Here is a 17609-nt window from a genome sequence, read left to right on the forward strand (position 1 = left end):
TTAAAAGTAGTACAAGGCAACCGAACGTAGATGTATATTTAATACTTCAAGCGAGGTTAACGCAGTAATATTTTTATAGTGGAATGACTATATCGATTGATAACTGACTCAATTGGATGTAATACACTCTATGAAAAAACTCGACACACCTGATGACCTCAGTGCTAGAAAGCAAACCATCGCTCGTCATTTTTCGAGTGCTGGTGACTATGACCAACATGCCAATATTCAGCAGACAGTCTGTCAGTACTTACTTGCTAATATTGCTCAGGTTAAACAAAGCAGTGTATTAGAAGTCGGTGCGGGTACAGGTCAAATGACGCGCCTACTCGCTGAGTATATACAAAGCCAGCACTGGGTCATTAATGAATTATGTAGTGAGCAAGCTGCTACATTGCAATCCATATTGCCAACTGCTGGCATCGTCATTGGTGATGCTGAAACCATAGACTTAAAGAAAAATTATAGTTTAATCGTCAGTGCCAATGCAGTGCAGTGGTTTGATGATCCATTAATTTTTGTCACTCAATCAGTACAGCGTCTACAATCTGGAGGACAGCTAATCTTTAGTACTTTTACCCCAAATAACTTTTTGCAAATTAAGATGCTAACTGGTCAAGGGCTCTACTATCCAGATATCGACGAATGGCAATCAGCATTGGTTGATGCAGGTTTTGAGAAAATCGAACTCTCAACTCAGCGCTTTGATTTACCGTTTTCTACCCCTTACGCTATTCTAAAACATATGAAGCTGACTGGCGTATCAACCAATCAGACACAAGTAAAATCAAATAGCACCCAAACCTTTATGTGGACAAAGTCACGTTTACGGCAATTTGAATCAGACTATTGGCAACACTTCTCAGTGCAAGATGAGGAAGGACAGCCTATTGTTCATTTAACTTATGAAGTGCTGATAGTGAGTGCCTTTAAACCTTAATCACGCAACTTATAGTAGAAACAATAGCTAGTAGGAATAACAGCTAGTAAAAATAGTAGCCATAAAAAAACGCATCCCGAAGGATGCGTTTTTTAATTTAACTAGTTAGTAGCCGTATTATTTTTTGTCTTCGTCTACTTCAGTAAACTCAGCATCAACAACGTCATCATCGGCTTGGCTGCTATCTGCTGCACCGTCAGCACCTTGTTGGAACTGGCTTGGATCCATACCCTCTGCACCAGCGCCTGCATCAGCATAAATCTTCTGGCTAACTGGTAGGAAAGCATTATCTAACGCTTCAAGCTTGGCTTTGATGTCATCATGATCATCTTCTTTAGCCGCTGCTTCAAGCTCAGTAATAGCAGTCTCAACTGAAGATTTTTCTTCGTCAGACACTTTATCTGCTGCTTCTTTTAGTGCTTTTTGCACGGCATGAATGCGGCCATCTGCTTCATTACGAACTTGCGCTAGGTTAGCGAATTTCTCATCTTCAGCAGCATTGGCTTCTGCATCACGAACCATTTGTTCAACTTCTTCGTCCGACAAGCCAGAATCCGCTTTAATTTGGATGCTCTGTGCTTTACCAGTACCTTTATCAGTTGCTGAGATGTTCATGATACCATCAGCATTGATGTCAAAAGTTACTTCGATCTGTGGCAGACCACGTGGTGCTGGTGGAATGTCCGTCAAATCAAAACGACCAAGCTGCTTGTTTTGGTTAGCGATTTTACGCTCACCTTGATACACCTGAATCGTTACTGCTGGCTGGTTGTCTTCAGCCGTTGAGAATACCTGTGATTTCTTGGTAGGAATCATCGTGTTTTTCTCGATAACTGGCGTCATTACACCACCCATCGTTTCGATACCTAGTGTCAGTGGCGTCACATCAAGTAGCAATACGTCAGTTTTGTCACCAGACAATACGGCACCTTGAATAGCTGCACCAGCGGCTACGGCTTCATCAGGGTTCACGTCTTTACGTGGCTCTTGACCGAAGAATTCTTGTACTTTTTGCTGTACTAGTGGCATACGAGTCTGACCACCAACTAGGATAACGTCATCGATATCGCCAATTTTTAGGCCAGCATCTTCAAGAGCAATTTTACAAGGGCCCATAGTACGCTGTACTAGTTCTTCCGTTAAGCTTTCTAGTTTTGAGCGGCTGATAGTAACAACCAAATGCTTAGGACCACTGCTATCGGCAGTAATATAAGGCAGGTTCACTTCAGTGCTTTGAGCGCTTGATAGCTCGATTTTTGCTTTTTCTGCGGCTTCTTTTAGACGCTGCATCGCAAGAGAGTCACCTTTTAGGTTAACGTCTTGGTCTTTTTTGAATTCATCTACTAAGAAGTCAATCAATGCTGAGTCAAAGTCTTCGCCACCAAGAAAAGTATCACCGTTGGTTGCAAGTACTTCAAATTGCTGCTCGCCATCAACGTCAGCGATTTCGATGATTGATACGTCAAAAGTACCACCACCCAAGTCATATACAGCAACAGTGCTATCGCCTTGCTTTTTGTCCATACCATAGGCAAGAGCAGCAGCAGTTGGCTCGTTGATGATACGTTTTACATCAAGACCAGCGATTTTACCCGCATCTTTAGTTGCTTGACGCTGTGAGTCATTGAAGTAAGCAGGTACAGTTACAACTGCTTCAGTTACGCTTTCACCAAGATAGTCTTCTGCTGTTTTTTTCATTTTTTTCAAGATTTCAGCAGAAACCTGTGGTGGCGCTAATTTTTTGCCGTTGATTTCTACCCATGCATCACCGTTATCTGCTTTAGCGATTTTGTAAGGCACCATACCGATGTCTTTTTGCACGACTTTGTCATCAAAACGACGACCGATCAAACGCTTGATTGCAAACAACGTGTTGTTTGGGTTCGTTACCGCTTGACGCTTAGCTGACTGTCCAACGAGGATTTCGTCATCTTTATAAGCGACGATCGATGGTGTTGTGCGAGTGCCTTCAGCATTCTCGATGACTTTAACTTTGTCACCTTCCATTACTGCTACACATGAGTTCGTTGTACCTAAATCAATACCAATTACTTTACCCATAATCAAATGCTCCTAATTTATTTTCAATATAAATACTTATATGTTCAGACCATAGTCGGTCACTTGTTGCTATATATCGGTTTACTTATTAATTTTTTCAAGTCAAAAGCCACGCAAAAATTGCCTTTTGTGTGACTTTTTGTGAAAACCCTTACTAATAATGAGGTTTAGCACAATTAAAAACTGATTGTTCACTGCTTATATAATAAGGCGATGACTTCAAACGCCACTGTCTCAAGCAATATTGGCTTAAATACTATTGACCGACACGTACCATTGCTGGGCGCAACAGACGACCATTCAAGCTATAGCCTTTTTGTAGTACGGTTCCAACGGTATCAGCTTCAGCGTCTGCATCAATACCGACGGCTTCATGAAGATCTGCGTTGAACTTTTCGCCTTGTGGATCAACCGCTTCTACGCCGTTTTTGGTCAATAGCGCCAAGAGCGCTTTGTGCGTCAATTGCACGCCTTCAGCGACTGGATCATTGGCATCGGCATTTTCCATAGCACGCTCTAAGTTATCAACAATATCTAATAGCTCTTTAGCGAATTTTTGTAGAGCAAATTTTTTGCTCTTTTCCGCTTCTTGCTCCATGCGTTTTTGCGCATTGTAAGCTTCTGCGTTGGCACGGGCAGTGGTTTCTTTGGCTTGCTTAACTTCGCCTTCTAACTCAGCGATGCGTGCTTTAAAAGTATCAAGATCGATATCGTTTTCGATAGTCATCTCTTCACCTGAGTTATTCTGTGGATCAAACTCTTTCATCGTTTCTTCTAAAATACTGTCAGTGTGGCCGACGTTGTCATTCGCCATGTTTTGCTCAGCAGATTCGTGGTTGGTGTTTTGCTCGCTCATGATAGCTCCTTAGAATGTAATAATGACTACTCATATAGGACGCAATAGATAGGCTCATCGCCAGTCATACTGCGACCTTATTAGATACTTAAAATATTTTGCTCATTGTTTTTATTAATGCGCTTTACTAGCTGCTTGATAAAGGTGATGAACATAAATTTCAAGCCTAAAACCAAGGATTTTTTACTTTAGAGTAAAGAATTACTAACTATTACCTTTAATAAGCATCTTTAGCGCCCTAACTCATGAACTATTAATGGCACTCTAGATGGTATTAAACAAGCAGTAGTGCTAATATTTTTGACATATAACTTGGCCGTTGATAGTAATTCTAGCCACTTCTTTAACCCTGTGAGGACCCTCATGCCCATGCTAACGTTACCTGTATCACGCTACCGTAGACACGCCTTGCACTATGCGTTAAAAAGCTTGAGCTACTTACCTACCCCTTTGTTAGAGCGCTTAAATCGGTCTCTAAATGCGCCCACCATGGCACAGTATCCACATGCTGACGGGCATTTGCGTGCCATCATCGGTGCCAATAGAAAAATGAAGCGCCCGTTAACCGTATCTCAGCTCACGCAGATGCGCAAAAAGTTTGCTGTAGATGCGGTGTCTATGCAATCGCCAAACGTTTGGCAGACGCAACCGAATAATGCACGGGTGCAAGCTGAAAATCCGCAGGCTAAAAGCCTGCAAACTAAGAAAACAACCGGCCAGCAAGTGCATTGGCAAGACAAAACGATTGCCAATGCCGATGGCGAAGACATGCAGATACGCTGCTATGAGACAGGGCAACATAGCAATCCTGATAAAGTTGTGATGCTATTTATTCATGGCGGTGGGTTTTGTATCGGTGATATCGATACGCATCATGAATTTTGCTATACCGTCTGCCAGCAAACTGGCTGGGCAGTTGCGAGTGTCGACTATCGATTGGCGCCTGAACATACTGCTCCAACAGCCCTCAGAGATTGTTTAGCCGCTTATCTATGGCTATCAGAGCATTGTCATACGATGGGTGCGTTACCCTCTCGCATTGTTTTATCGGGAGACAGTGCAGGTGGTTGCCTTGCAACACTAGTGGCGCAACAAGTGATTTCACCTGACGAGGCACAGTGGCAGCAATTGAAGATACATGGCGCAACTGATATGCAAACCATCCAGCACTTGCCACAGCCATTGGCGCAGTTGCCCCTTTATCCTGTGATCGACATTACCGCCGAACATCCTAGTTGGGCACTGTACGGTGAAGGGTTGTTTTTAGATCATAATGATGCTGAGGTGTTTGACGCCGCTTATGTGGGGCATAGCACCATCCCGCCAGAGCATAGCTTTGTTTCGGTGGCACGTGGTGATAGCACAAACATGTGCCCAAGCTATATCGTGGCCGCGGAGCTTGATATTTTGCGCGATGAAGCACTTGATTATGCCGAGCAGCTAAAAGCTAAAGGATATCCGGTTAAAGTCCATACAGTACTGGGCGCACCGCATGGCTTTATTCATTTGATGAGCATTCATAGTGGTCTAAACCACGAGGTCAATCACATTATCAATGATTTTGCTAAATGGGTACACACGCTGTGTCAGACTGCTGACTGAACAGTGATAAGCCATACCTCAGAGCGTGACCCCAATCGAAAAGGAATGCCCCAAAAGCCATAGCCTGATGACACCACAAAGTGTCCAAGCCCAATGGCTTCATAACCGTACCCCAAACGGTTGATGGCTCTCACAATAAAATTGGCAGGAAATATTTGCCCATCATGTGTGTGACCTGACACCTGTAAATCAATAGGCAACTTGCTATGTTCTATAATATCACTCGGTCTATGATCTAGCAGTATTACGGGCACAGTGGTATCTACTTGCGATAACAGCTCAGTGGTTGCTACTCGCTCACGCTTATGATTATCAAAACGCCCAATCAACCAAACTGGTTGATCTTGATGGTTAATACACAGCACATCATCATTTAATAAATGCACGCCAGCGCTGCGTAACGAGTCACTAATCGGTCGCTCATGACCGTATAAATCATGGTTGCCCAGTGTGGCATACACACCTAAGGGCAATTGGTCGCAAAGTTTGGTCAGGTTGGTCTGCATATCATATGCTGCATAGGCATGCGTATTATCATCCATAATATCGCCCGGCATCAACAACATATCAGCGCACTGCTCAACAAGCAGATGACCTAACCTGTCAATCGCACGATTACCAAACAAGCGACCCAAATGTAAATCACTGGCCACCGCAATACGCAATTGTCCCTGCATAGACTTATTGATATGAATGGTGCGCTTCCTTACCACTGGCACATAAGCGCTATGCAAGGCGTAAACGAACAGTCCAATAAACAAGACGAAGGCGAATACGCGAAGGCCAAAAGCGATGCTTTGCGGCTGTAGCGTAATGAGCAGACCAGTCGTGCCACCAAATACCATTGTGCTTAACAAATAACTGCCATATACCGCACCGGTAAGTCCAGCAGTGAGTATTATAAAATGCATCACTAACATCCAACCACTCACCCATCGGTAGCTATTTGCCAGCAGTTTGCTGACGCTTAGCAGCAATAAACCATTACTGATTATAAAAACCGTTATCATAACCGCTGTTTGTAATGCGGAGGTTGTCCAAGGCTGTAACCACCACTGTAGGCTTAGTGCAGCGCCCAAGCTAAATAGTTGCAGCAAACCAATGATGACCGCAAAAAATACGTAGCGCATGGGCGTTCCTCTTTTGTTTTATCTTATTATATAATTGAACTTATGACTTTGCTGACTGTAACGTAATCATCCAAATCTCTGAACGTGTGCCTAATCTAAAAGGCACTGAACCGATACCATAACCTGATGTCACCAAAAACTGCGTATTCTCTATTTTTTTGGTGCCATAGTTTAGCGGTGAGAACCAATTCATCAGTATCGTTAATGGAAAAATTTGCCCACCATGAGTATGGCCTGACAGATGTAAATCCACGGGCAACGCTTTTATCTCTTCCATCATAGAAGGACGATGCTCTAAAAACACCACAGGCTTATCAGTATCAACTTGAGTCAATAACTCATCCGCTGACAACCTAGTCTGGTCGACATCATCTGAACGCCCAACTAACCATACTGAATCATTGAGCAGCACACTCTCATTATCAAGCGCTTTAATTCCCGCTGCTTCAACAGCCTGAGCGATCTCTTCATCGTAACCTCGATAGTCATGATTGCCTAAAGTAGCATAAACCCCAAGTGGCGCCTTCAGCTTTGATAAATGCTCATGCATATTGGTATTGTCATAAGCAATCGTCGTATCATGCATGATATCCCCTGCTATAACGACGACATCAGGGTGTTGTGCCTCCACTAAAGCTACCAACTTATCTATCTGATGATTACCGAACCATCTCCCCCAATGAGTATCAGATACTAAGGCTAGGCTCATAGGCTTATTCAGCGGCTTATCTGTCGTAACAGTCAAACGGTGTACCACAGGCGAATAGGCATTAAATACAGCTAAGCTGACAATAAATGCATAAGTAGTCAAGGCAAGCACGCGTAACAATTTAGGGCGCGGCTGCCGCTTCAAAACCTTATAAAAAATAAGTGCTAAGACAGCAACTATTACACTAGCATAGAACATAAAGCCCTGTAAGATACCGCTGACCAGATAAACGTTAAAACGCTCACCCCAAAAATCGCTTAGACCGTAAAGTAAAAATCCATTATTAACGATAAAAACACTGAGTACCAAATGTACCTTCACACTCTGGCGTTTTGGTTTGATAAACCACCAAAGCAACAGACAAGTCATGATAGAGAGCAGTTGCGTGAAACCAATAAAAAGCCACATAGTAAAATCTACTCAGATAAAAATGAAATTATCTTACGTTAAAAACAGCTTATTATTGGCACTTAGACTATATTCCATATTTTTTACATAAAGCTTTATAAGATAAAATCGTATGATTTATCGTAAGAGTCGTACAGATGACAAAGGTGAAAAGATGAATAAACGCTGGGGTTTTTGGACACTTTGGGTTTGTATTAGTGCAGTAGCAGGTTTTGTATGGGGAGTTGCATTAAATGATAATTCTTGGTTATCTATAGCTGGCATGGGGTCAGGAATTGGCTGCTTTATTGTCTTTTATACGTTGCTTGATGATTTGGCACGTAAAAATCAGTGCCATCGGTTTATAGCAGCATTAAAGAAAGGCATCTATATAAAGGCAGGATTACAGATTCTGAATCTAGTTACACCTATTTTCCCTTTTATATCACCTGAGATTTTGGCAGGGGTAGCGGCTATCTATATCGTTGAACTTCTAGGGTTGGATTTTCACCAACCCTTCTTATCAAGTTTTGTCATGACGTTAATAACTGGTACTTTATTGTCATTATGCGTCGGGGTTATCAGTCTTATTATTCTTTTGGTATCAAATAAAAAAGCACATGCTATTACGACAAATGACATGTCGTAAAGCTGTTTTCCGTAGAACTGTCTTAATTGTTTTTGATAGAACTGCCTTAACGTTTGTCTGGCGCTATTTTACAAACACCATTTTCGCACGCTTGCAGGACTGCTGTGCCATACACCATCTTGGTCACCCAGTTTGGAATTCGATAGCGATTGCGAGCGACATACGGATAAGTAAAGTTACCCAGTTGTTTGATCACTGGCAAAAACAACAACGGTGACCATTTAACACCGCCCGTCTTGTAGAGCAGCCGTACGGCATCCATATGTGTGTACCAATTGCCGTAGCTGTCTTTCATACACATATAAGTCATCGCATCTTCGCGGCTAAATCCTGCGACCGCCAGCTCATCTAACCCCTCCTCTACAGGAACTAATCGTATCTTCTCCGGTTGACGTTTTTTCATATTATGCGCCTCGGTGCTGCATATCACGCACGCATCGTCGTAGTACATGGTAATAGATAAATTCGCTTGCTCTCTGTAACTGTTGATATGGTTTTGGATAATCATGTTAGGACTCCTTTATGAGTGATACCTCAGTATTAAGACTATTAGATTTTTCGGTCATGTGTACTGCTTGATACTTATTGACTGGCGCTAAAAAAGGAATAACTGGCTGCTGCGTCCACTGCGGTGCGGCAGCATCTAAGCGCTTAGCTAGTATCGGTAAGTGATTGGTCGGCACCGCTGGAAATAGATGATGCTCGATGTGATAGAGCAAGTTAAAGGTCAGTAGATTAATCAGCGGATGGCGCTCACTACGGGCATATACCACGTCATCACAACCATGATGTACACTCCATACCGCAAAGAACCCAACCATCGTATTCGCCAATATCATCACCAATACGTGATAGATCAAAACTGGATGCATCATAATAAAAGCAATGGCAATCACTGCGAAAATGAGCAACATATCACAGGCAACCAGAATGCGATTGCGACGGCTACCATGCGTCAAGCCAAACCACTGAATCGCAATCGAGAAAAGTCCGCCTCCCAATATTGCCTGATACCACGGCAAGCGTGCCCAGTTACCCTCGACATCGCTATCGCCAAGCGGATCTCGATGATGATTAAGATGTGTGTGCCGAATAGCATGTGTGCTACAGAGCATCGTGATACTGAGAAAAAATAGCATGAGCTCAGTGGCGAGCACTCCTACTCCCAATGTTCGGTGATAACAATCATGCGCTTGTCTAAGCGCGGCAGTGAAAAAGAAAAAAGTCGCCACAAGTGCAAGTAACCACCACCCTTGCCACGCGCTCCACCATGACAGCAATAGAAAAGGTAATGATAAAAAAATATTATAAATAGTCTCGCTCAGACTAAGCTGACGCAAATCTTGCCATTCAATACTGGCTAACGAAGGATGACGCATGATGTTCTCCTTACTTAGTGATAAGCAGTAGCTGTCTTACTAGCGCAACCACTTAATTTAATTACTTTGTCTTATTTATTTTATTTCTGTCAAAAGTGAAATATTCAGATAAATTTTATTTATGTTTAGGTAGTGCGATAAGACCTGTAGCTATGGCACTTGCGCCACCGATACAGCAAATTAGGATGATATTTATTATAGAGTCTGTCGAGTACGACTCTAGCATAAACCAAACTATGCATAGAAACGTGCTCATGAAACCAATTGCAAATAAGGGAAATACATTTCTTATAGAGTCGAAATAGATCTCAAGTTTGTATGCACTATAGCCAGTTAATAATGCAGGCAATAGACCCAGAAAAAAACCAAAAACTGCACCAGCTGCTAGCATTTTAATAAAATCTGGAACATCTTGTATCGAAGCACCTTCTTTAATTACAGACAATACAATTATATACGAGAAGGTAATCAAGCCTCCTATCGCACCACCTAGCAATCCATAGAGTCCTATTACTTTACCTTTTGGATAGCTAGAGCTAGGTACAATCACTACAGCTCTACTCTCAATGCCTCTCATAAACACCTCTACTATTGTTTCACATGAAACTTGAATTGCAGAAGACAAATCAATTAAGTTTCACATGAAACATCACCTACAAAAAACTTAATCGTCCAACAACTAAAGCTATATTTATTCTTGAATCATAGATGCTGTAAATAAGGCTTGTACATCAGCATCGGCAGAGCTATCAGTAGTCAGCATGAATAGCATTTTTCTTTGCACTCCTTGTTGGACCCATTCATACGATAGCGTCGTTTTTTCTCCTGATATCGTTGTCTGTTTACTGTTATCTCTTTCATTAGAAGTTAATGGACTGGGCGCACTAGCAAACATATTGCTAAATTGTTTTTCAACTACTTGTGAATTGGCCTTATTCGCATATACGGCGCACATGTTTTTTTCTTCTAGTAGTGTTAAAACAAAGGTTCCATGATCATCCGGCACTGGCCAAGCAGAGCCACTATGACCCTTTAAAAACTGCTTTGCTTGCACATCCGTTAGTTGCGGTAGGTCTTTGAGCTTGTCACGCAATTCATCCAAGTTAGGTAAATACTTGGCACATGTTGTGCTATATATATTTAAGAACGATTCTGCCTGAGCAATTTGCATAGGACTGGTTGAACCAACAGTACCTAGTGTAGTCTGCCCTACTTCATTAACATTTTTATCTTCAATAATAATGGCTTTAGATGTTTGAAGACTCCTTTCGTCTGCTAGATTATTGGTCTCTACTACAGATTCCTCGATACTACTCTCGCTATCATTTTTACCACAAGCTGATAAGGTAAAACCTGACAGCGTAGATATTAGAAGTAAACTGATTATTCTGTTGTTCATAATTATTCCTAAAGTCCATTCGGAAATTTACTTCTGCTCTGCTAACGCTTGCTCTAGCGTTGGCTGCTGGAACTCATAACCTGCGTCCTGTAATGCTTGTGGTAATACTTTTTGACCATCTATCAATAGTGTCGACATCTCACCAAACATCAGCTTGAGTAAAAAATTTGGTAAAGTAAAAAAGGTCGGACGATGCAGCCATGCTCCAAGCGTTTTGGTAAAAGTATGATTACTTACTGGGTTTGGTGACGTTAAGTTATACACAAACGCTGGCGTATCATTAGTAGTCTGCAATGCATTATCATGTGTAGTGTTAGTGTTAGTATCACTATCGCCCTTACTAGCAAGATGCTGCTCAATGATAAATATCGCTGCCCCGACCCAATCCTCACGGCTGATCCAACTCATCATCTGCTGACCATTACCCAACTGACCACCGACACCCATTTTGAATGGAGTCAAAAGCTTACCAACCATTCCGCCCTCAGGATGAATCACCACACCGGTTCGCACGATAGCCACAGGTAAGCCATATTCCGTTGCTGTCAAAGCTAGCTGTTCCCATTGCTCACATAATTGATGTGAAAAGTCGGTCTCAAAACCACTGCTTTCAGTCAATGGAATATCACCTTGTATACCATACCAGCCAATCGCTGAGCCACTGACTAGCAGCTTCGGTTTGATACTGGTGCGGGCGATAAATGCGAGTATGGATTCGGTCGGTTTAATACGACTGACGAGCAGTTGCTCTTTGCGAGTATCACTCCAACGCGAGTCGGCAATACCAGCACCAGCTAGATTTAAAATCACGTCAAAAGTATTTTCTGTTTTTGATAGCTCGTCATAAGTCATCATTTCAATATTATTGGGATGTGCTTGGCTGCCATCACGTGTTAGCCAAGTAACGTGTAGATCTCTATCAGACTGTTGATAACGTCTTTGAATCTCTTTGCTGAACGCACTACCCAAAAAGCCTGAACCGCCACTGATTAGAATATTCATGCCCTACTCCCTAATGTGTATTATTTTTCAGTAAAACTTAACCCGTTATAGTTATCGTCTTCTTTTTTAGCCGTTATATCAAAACGACTTTTACATACTTTTGGTAAAGCAATGCAGCTGGCAATCGCTGAGTTGATGGCACCAAATAATCCTATAGCAATCATGAATGCGAATAATACGCCAACTTCTATCAATGAGTTTATGCCTAAATATAAAACGATTGCGCCCATATAACATGCGGATGTTGCGAACCCAACTAAGAATGTCATGCGTAGACTCTTATGATCACCGCGCCATATCTGTTGACTAGCAACGATCATACCCGTTAATAAAGCAGGGATAAAACCAAGTAATCCAACATATAATAATGGCTGATAACCTATTTGAGCAAAATCAGCATTCCTAAAAATAAACAACAAGAACAGCTGAGCTACCAGCCCACCAACCAAGCTACCTATTCCTGCAAACAGAACAACCACTTGTAAATAAGGGTACGCACCTAACTCATTATTCTTTTTCATTCTATTTATTCCATTAACAGTTATCGTTAATTTAGTATAAATATCGCGTTGGCAAAGCCCATGAAATTACTGTGGAGAATTGATGATTAATTATGTAACTTATCTCTGTGAATCATGCCTTTGGTAAGACAAACAACCCTGTGAAATATCCACTAGAACTTCCAATCAAGGCAGCAAAGATACAAGCAGTAATTGAAAAAGGGATGTCGTTAAAAACCATGAATAGTAAAGTACAGATAACCGTCGATATTGTACCGATGATAGCTGAATACGATAAACCTTTATAATTGCGGTATAGCTTCAAACTCGCGACTAAACAACCAGTCAATGTTGCAGGAATCAGACCTATCATGAAACCAAAGAATGCACAGATAGGTACTGCTAATACAGCTAGCACTATTGATCTAACGATATTCTGCAAGACATCACTTTGCAAGACAGCTTCTAAGACCATCAGCATAGCTATTATTAATCCTATTAAGCTGCCACCAATGGCTCCACCAAAGAATAAATAGGATGCTATGACATTGGCTTTTGAATAATTTTCATGACCTTTGTTAGAATCTGAACCCATGACGATATCCTTAGAGACAGTTTTTTAGCTATTTTTTCAGTCGATTAGCTCAAGCATTCAACATTTTCTTCTAACGTAGGTAATGCTGACATGCCTGCTAACACAGCACTTATGCCTCCCGTTAGACCAATCCCTAACAAATAAGGGATACCTGCTATAGAACTTAAAAAAAGAAGATAGAATACCGTTGTTACAATATAGCCAACTAGGAAAGTCTGTATCCACCATCCTTTTTTGATAAATCGCTTTTTACTGACGTGCCAAGCACTAATGATAGACATCATACTCATCCCAAGTAGCCCACCACCTATGATATATATTGGAAAAAACAAGATAACCAATAAGCCTATGCTTTCATCAGAGGTGAATAAAATCGCTATAAATGGAAATAAGATTAGCTGAAATAAAGTACCCAAAAGTATGAATGTTCTATGCACTTTTTTCTCAGGGTAAATATTCAAACTATTACTTGGCTGAGTCAATAATATTTGCATACAACTATCCTTTTATTCAACTGTCTAATTTAATAAGCACACTAAGCAAAACGCTTACGAATAGGACATTCACTATCATTACTATTTTGATCTTTATCTTTTAACTTACTCGCATAATGATTTATAAATTCCATCACAGTCGCCATATTTGGCAATACATATGCCTTAGTCAGATGTGGTGCTGCTGCATCTAAACGCTTAGCAAGCTCAGGTAAATGATTGGATGGCACAGCAGGAAATAGATGATGCTCTACGTGATATAGCAGGTTAAAAGTTAGGAGATTGACCAAAGGATTGCGCTCGGTTCGGGCGATTGTCTCATCACAATCATGATGCACGCCCCACACGGCGATAATGCCGACACTCGCATTGGCCAACATCATCGTCAGTAGGTGATATATCAACACTTGCGCCAACGTTGAAATAGCAGGAACAGCTACAGGAAGCACAATCAATACCAGCGCAGTGATAATAACAAGGAAAATCAAGCCAAACTCTAACCAAGCAATACGTTGATTACGACGGCTGCTGAGACGCAATCCTTGGCGATAAATATCCAATCGATACGCTATTCCGCCAAGCAGCGCTTGCCACCACGAACCTTTTGCCAAACGGCCTTCGATATCACTGTCACCCAATGGATTGCGGTGATGTTCCATGTGGGTGGCTCGGATACTATGCAAACTGGTCATCAATAGTACACTGAGCAATAGCAATATCGCGGTGGTCGCGCGCTTACCTGTCCCTAAACTACGGTGATAGCCATCATGGGCTTGGCGAAAAGCGGCAGCAAAGAATAAATAAGAAGCGCCACATGCCAACACATACAAAGACTGGCTGGCGAACCACCAAGACAGCAATAAAAATGGATAAGGCAAAATGAGGTTATAAGCAATTTGAGCGCACGTCAGTTGGCGCAAATCCTGCCACTCGACTGAAGCAATCGCGCTTTTAATGGTCTTCTCTTTATCAGCGTGTATTTTGTTTGCATTCATTTTGCACATCCATTTGTCGTTGCTGTTTCTTGCTGCTATTTTTATCGAAACTCGTATCACTTAAACTTGGCTAGCCTTTATACTTTTTACATAAATTTCTGTCTAAAAAGAAATAGTTACTCAAATTTTTTATTTTAGATAACACATATCACTATCAACGTAGGATTTTTTTAATACTCGCACCCAGTTTAAGAACTTTTTTGAGGATGCTTGTGGGTAGCTTGAGCATCTCAGCAGACCAAGTGGTGAGCGTACTAACGAACTCTTGGGTGTCACGGATGCGTGCTTTTACGTCGCTGTTTTCGTGTTCGAATTCAGGACTGTCCATCAGCTCTTGTAAGAATTGCACCGTAGGCTCTAACTCGCGCTTTTGTCGTTCAACCACAATAATGCGTGCTAATTCCCAAACGTCGGTATTGGTCGTGAAATGGTCACGACGATCACCCAATATGGAGACCTTTTGTACCAAGCCCCAATGCTGCAACTCTTTGATACTGTTTGAGACGTTAGAGCGAGCAACACCAAGTGTTTCGGTAATTTCTTCAGCATTTAGCGGCTTACCGATGATGAATAGCAACGCATGAATCTGTGACATGGTGCGATTGACGCCCCACTGCGAGCCCATCTCACCCCAATGTAAGATAAATTTTTCGGTCACAGGATTTAGTTTCATAATGGCTATTCACTTATTTTTTTGCGATATGGCTTATTTCTTGATTGTTCTGCTTATTAACTTATCTTGCACCATTCTTTTATTTCTGTCAATAGTGAAATATAAAAACAATACCTATCATTTGTATGATGACGCTTAACTCATTATATTTAAATGACTGCTACTCTCTAACGAATGATTAAGCCAGTGGTTGCATCGCGAATTTGACTAGGCAAGGTATAGCCCAACGTATCAGCTTGTAAGTAACTGATGTGCTCGCCAAAATAGGCATAAGCATCGTCGAAGGTCATGGCAGGTTGCTGTCCTGATGGATTGCAGCTGGTAGAGACCAACAGTCCAAATGGATTGTGTACGCTGACCAATTTCTGGCACAACTGACGAATAATAGGATGAGCAATGACTCTTACTGCTATCGTCTGATGCTGGCCAGTAATCCAAGTGGGTATAGCTGTAGCCAGTGTCTGAGGAATAGGCAATAACCATGTATGTGCTTGCCTATATTGCAAACTATCATCGTTATTATGGCCACTATCTGTCTGCCAACTCTTTAGAATAGGGTCACGCTGTTCATCCGTTAAAGACGATAGCAAAGGAGCCAGACGTTCTGCGCTGTCCGTAATGACAATCATACCTTTGGCTTGTGGACGCTGCTTAATATCTAGAATACGTTGAACAGCTTGTTGATTATAAGCATCACAACCAATGCCCCACACGCTCTCGGTAGGATACGCGAGCAACTGCCCTTCTTTGAGGCTCTGAGCTGCTTGTGAGATAGAATCGGTGATAAAAGGTGTGAAATGGTTCATGGCTGAAATGGTTTAAGATAGTAAAAGATTAAGCGCTAATCATAACACAGGAGAAAGTTAGGCTCAGACAACAAATTTCAAAAGCTGCCAATTTTTTACTATGTTAAATGAATCAGAGACTAGCAAACAGAAACGTTTAAAGTTAGGCAAGTGTAGCGTTAGACGCGTAAATAACGTCCGCCCTGTACACTAATAATACCCATTAATTCAAGTTCCATTAGCTGCCCAATCAATTGCGGTGGTGCAAGCGCAGTTGCTACGATAAGCGCGTCTAAATCCTGTCCATGCCAATCAAGCTGCTCATAAACAGGCGTCAAATGCTCAGGTACTACGATAGCGCTAGGAGGAGTTTTGATGTTAGAGGGTGACGAAGTATCATGGCTAGATGCGACTTCACTTCTATCCGCACCTATCGTTTTTTGGGATGAGTTGTCATTCGATTGCAATACACTTGTTGTTTTATAAGAACCACGGTCATAGTTCAACTGACCGCTGACATCTTCTAAGACTTGCTGAGGATGATAAATCAAAGTGGCACCTTCACGTATCAAGTGATGACAGCCCTCGGCATTGCTATTGTCAATATGACTTGGAATCGCAAAGACTTGCTTGCCCTGCTCAGAGGTTAGGCGTGCAGTAATGAGCGAACCACTCTGAATAGTAGCTTCTGTCACGATAGTCGCTAGCCCAAGTCCAGCGACCAAACGGTTGCGACGTGGAAAAGTATGTTTGTGCGGCTGAGTATGAGGCAATAGCTCACTGATAATACAGCCACCTTGATCGATAATCTGAGCGAACAACTTATCATGATGGTTGGGATAATTAACATCAATACCCGTACCCATCACCCCAATTGTTCGACCTTGGTATTCAGCGTCCGCTTGAGCCAACGCACCTAAATGCGCTCGTTTATCCACACCCATGGCTAGACCACTGGTAATAATATAGCCTGCCTGTGCCAAATATTGAGCAATATCAAACGTGATTTTCTGTGCATGTGCGGTGGGTTTTCGGCTACCGACGATAGCGATTTGTGCTTGATGTAGACGCGCATGATTACCACGATAAAATAGTAATGGCGGTGGATCATAGATTTGTAAGAGTTGGGCGGGATAGTCAGATTCGTCAGCAAATAGTAGACCATAGCGTCCCTCTATAAGAGCTTGCTGAATTTTATCGATATTGGTGAGTGTTTGCTCTGGCTGTTCATGACGTTTGAGATGAGTATGATGAATACCTGCTTGCCGCCATGCTTCTACTTTGGCTTGCCAAGCAAGTTCTGCATTTCCAAAGGAAGTAAGTAGCTTATGATAAGCAGATAATGACGCATTCACTTCGTACCACAGCGCCAGTACAGTGCGCTGATCGTCTGTTAAAGAAGAAGTGACTGCTGTCATAGTCCTTTATCTCTTATAGGTGGATTTGGAATGGT

19 protein-coding genes are annotated in these 17609 nt (G+C 42.0%); 3 read left to right on the plus strand and 16 right to left on the minus strand.

Annotated elements, in window-relative coordinates; all coding sequences use genetic code 11:
* The first annotated feature begins 130 nt into the window (after positions 1 to 130).
* Positions 131 to 940, plus strand: a complete 810-nt coding sequence (locus I6E83_RS00205) for a methyltransferase domain-containing protein (RefSeq protein ID WP_197099448.1) — start codon at positions 131 to 133, stop codon at positions 938 to 940.
* 117 nt (positions 941 to 1057) lie between these two features.
* On the opposite strand, the gene dnaK is transcribed toward I6E83_RS00205, so the two are convergent.
* The gene (dnaK, locus tag I6E83_RS00210) at positions 1058 to 3001 is read right to left on the minus strand and encodes a molecular chaperone DnaK (RefSeq protein ID WP_110922170.1); all 1944 of its coding nucleotides are present in this window, start codon (positions 2999 to 3001) and stop codon (positions 1058 to 1060) included.
* Positions 3002 to 3257: 256 nt separating this feature from the next.
* Positions 3258 to 3857 carry a nucleotide exchange factor GrpE gene (gene grpE / locus I6E83_RS00215; RefSeq protein WP_197099449.1) on the minus strand — a complete coding sequence of 200 codons (600 nt, stop codon included), beginning with the start codon at positions 3855 to 3857 and terminating at the stop codon, positions 3258 to 3260.
* A 369-nt stretch (positions 3858 to 4226) separates the two neighbouring features.
* Between grpE and I6E83_RS00220 the strand changes: the two genes are divergently transcribed.
* Positions 4227 to 5459 (plus strand): alpha/beta hydrolase, encoded by a 1233-nt coding sequence (locus I6E83_RS00220; protein WP_227680753.1) that lies wholly within the window; start codon positions 4227 to 4229, stop codon positions 5457 to 5459.
* On the opposite strand, the gene I6E83_RS00225 is transcribed toward I6E83_RS00220, so the two are convergent.
* Together I6E83_RS00225 and I6E83_RS00230 are read right to left on the minus strand one after the other, a co-directional pair.
* Complete coding sequence (locus tag I6E83_RS00225) at positions 5444 to 6589, minus strand: metallophosphoesterase (RefSeq protein WP_197099451.1); 1146 nt, start codon at positions 6587 to 6589, stop codon at positions 5444 to 5446. The genes I6E83_RS00220 and I6E83_RS00225 overlap by 16 nt on opposite strands.
* Before the next feature lie 40 nt (positions 6590 to 6629).
* The gene (locus I6E83_RS00230; RefSeq protein ID WP_197099452.1) at positions 6630 to 7706 is read right to left on the minus strand and encodes a metallophosphoesterase; all 1077 of its coding nucleotides are present in this window, start codon (positions 7704 to 7706) and stop codon (positions 6630 to 6632) included.
* A 112-nt stretch (positions 7707 to 7818) separates the two neighbouring features.
* Here I6E83_RS00230 and I6E83_RS00235 point away from each other — a divergent pair, with 112 nt between their 5' ends.
* Positions 7819 to 8334 carry a hypothetical protein gene (locus I6E83_RS00235; RefSeq protein ID WP_197099453.1) on the plus strand — a complete coding sequence of 172 codons (516 nt, stop codon included), beginning with the start codon at positions 7819 to 7821 and terminating at the stop codon, positions 8332 to 8334.
* Between the two features lie 46 nt (positions 8335 to 8380).
* Here the strand turns inward: I6E83_RS00235 and I6E83_RS00240 are convergent, their stop codons facing one another.
* The 12 genes from I6E83_RS00240 to dprA all read right to left on the minus strand — a co-directional run bounded on the left by I6E83_RS00240 (position 8381) and on the right by dprA (position 17574).
* Positions 8381 to 8842 (minus strand): thiol-disulfide oxidoreductase DCC family protein, encoded by a 462-nt coding sequence (locus tag I6E83_RS00240; RefSeq protein ID WP_197099454.1) that lies wholly within the window; start codon positions 8840 to 8842, stop codon positions 8381 to 8383.
* Between the two features lies 1 nt (position 8843).
* Entirely contained in the window at positions 8844 to 9713 is an 870-nt protein-coding gene (locus I6E83_RS00245; protein WP_197099455.1) for a fatty acid desaturase family protein, read from the minus strand.
* Between the two features lie 115 nt (positions 9714 to 9828).
* Positions 9829 to 10290, minus strand: a complete 462-nt coding sequence (locus I6E83_RS00250) for a hypothetical protein (RefSeq protein WP_197099456.1) — start codon at positions 10288 to 10290, stop codon at positions 9829 to 9831.
* Positions 10291 to 10404: 114 nt separating this feature from the next.
* Positions 10405 to 11112: an NMCC_0638 family (lipo)protein gene (locus tag I6E83_RS00255; RefSeq protein ID WP_197099457.1), complete on the minus strand. Its 708-nt coding sequence runs from the start codon at positions 11110 to 11112 to the stop codon at positions 10405 to 10407.
* Between the two features lie 27 nt (positions 11113 to 11139).
* Positions 11140 to 12114, minus strand: a complete 975-nt coding sequence (locus tag I6E83_RS00260) for an epimerase (protein WP_197099459.1) — start codon at positions 12112 to 12114, stop codon at positions 11140 to 11142.
* A gap of 20 nt (positions 12115 to 12134) precedes the next feature.
* On the minus strand, positions 12135 to 12635 hold the full coding sequence (locus tag I6E83_RS00265) for a hypothetical protein (RefSeq protein ID WP_197099461.1): 501 nt from the start codon (positions 12633 to 12635) through the stop codon (positions 12135 to 12137).
* Positions 12636 to 12747: 112 nt separating this feature from the next.
* Complete coding sequence (locus I6E83_RS00270) at positions 12748 to 13209, minus strand: hypothetical protein (RefSeq protein ID WP_197099462.1); 462 nt, start codon at positions 13207 to 13209, stop codon at positions 12748 to 12750.
* A gap of 44 nt (positions 13210 to 13253) precedes the next feature.
* Positions 13254 to 13703, minus strand: a complete 450-nt coding sequence (locus tag I6E83_RS00275) for a hypothetical protein (RefSeq protein WP_197099464.1) — start codon at positions 13701 to 13703, stop codon at positions 13254 to 13256.
* A gap of 41 nt (positions 13704 to 13744) precedes the next feature.
* On the minus strand, positions 13745 to 14698 hold the full coding sequence (locus I6E83_RS00280; protein ID WP_197099466.1) for a fatty acid desaturase family protein: 954 nt from the start codon (positions 14696 to 14698) through the stop codon (positions 13745 to 13747).
* A 154-nt stretch (positions 14699 to 14852) separates the two neighbouring features.
* On the minus strand, positions 14853 to 15371 hold the full coding sequence (locus tag I6E83_RS00285) for a GbsR/MarR family transcriptional regulator (RefSeq protein ID WP_110922156.1): 519 nt from the start codon (positions 15369 to 15371) through the stop codon (positions 14853 to 14855).
* A 167-nt stretch (positions 15372 to 15538) separates the two neighbouring features.
* The gene (locus I6E83_RS00290) at positions 15539 to 16177 is read right to left on the minus strand and encodes an L-threonylcarbamoyladenylate synthase (protein WP_197099474.1); all 639 of its coding nucleotides are present in this window, start codon (positions 16175 to 16177) and stop codon (positions 15539 to 15541) included.
* A gap of 158 nt (positions 16178 to 16335) precedes the next feature.
* On the minus strand, positions 16336 to 17574 hold the full coding sequence (gene dprA / locus I6E83_RS00295) for a DNA-processing protein DprA (protein WP_197099475.1): 1239 nt from the start codon (positions 17572 to 17574) through the stop codon (positions 16336 to 16338).
* Positions 17575 to 17609: the final 35 nt, after the last annotated feature.

Source organism: Psychrobacter sp. SZ93C1 (assembly GCF_015864635.1).
GTDB lineage: Bacteria > Pseudomonadota > Gammaproteobacteria > Pseudomonadales > Moraxellaceae > Psychrobacter > Psychrobacter fozii.